This is a genomic window from Streptomyces sp. Isolate_45, from assembly GCF_024721315.2.
Taxonomy (GTDB): Bacteria; Actinomycetota; Actinomycetes; order Streptomycetales; family Streptomycetaceae; genus Streptomyces.
In genome coordinates this window covers 1-506 of sequence record NZ_JANFAK020000408.1, presented here as the reverse complement: position 1 = coordinate 506, position 506 = coordinate 1, and the positions used below count along the sequence as shown (strand labels likewise).

The following is a 506-nucleotide window of genomic DNA, read 5'->3' as shown; positions in this document are numbered from 1 at the left end:
GCCGGTCTTGGTGCGGTCGAGTTGGAGCGGGAGTTGCTCGGGCTGGTCCGTGCGCAGGTCGCGGCGGTCCTGGGGCATGAAGGCTCGGAAGCGGTGGGTGCGGAGCGTGCTTTCAAGGAGCTTGGTTTCGACTCGCTCACCGCTGTGGAGCTGCGCAATCGGATCGGTGCGGCGACGGGTGTGACCCTGCCGGCGACGTTGATCTTCGATTACCCGACGGCTTCGGCGCTGACCGGTTTCCTGCGGGATGAACTCCTGGGTGCGCAGGGTGAGGTCGCGGGTCCGGTGGCTGTCGTCGGTAAGGCCGTCGATGACGATCCGATCGCGATCGTGGCGATGAGTTGCCGTTTCCCCGGTGGGGTGCGTACTCCGGAGGATCTTTGGCGGTTGTTGTCGAGTGGTGGCGACGCCATCGGCGAGTTCCCGGTCGATCGTGGTTGGGATCTGGATCGTCTCTACAGCTCGGATCCCGATGAGCAGGGGACGTTCTATGCCCGTGAGGGCGG

The 506-nt window shown here is 65.4% G+C and carries 1 protein-coding gene; it reads left to right on the top strand.

Going from position 1 to position 506, the window contains the following annotated elements:
* Window positions 1-506 (top strand): acyl carrier protein (locus NOD94_RS41345; RefSeq protein WP_281211383.1); only part of this gene is annotated, 506 nt, incomplete at both ends.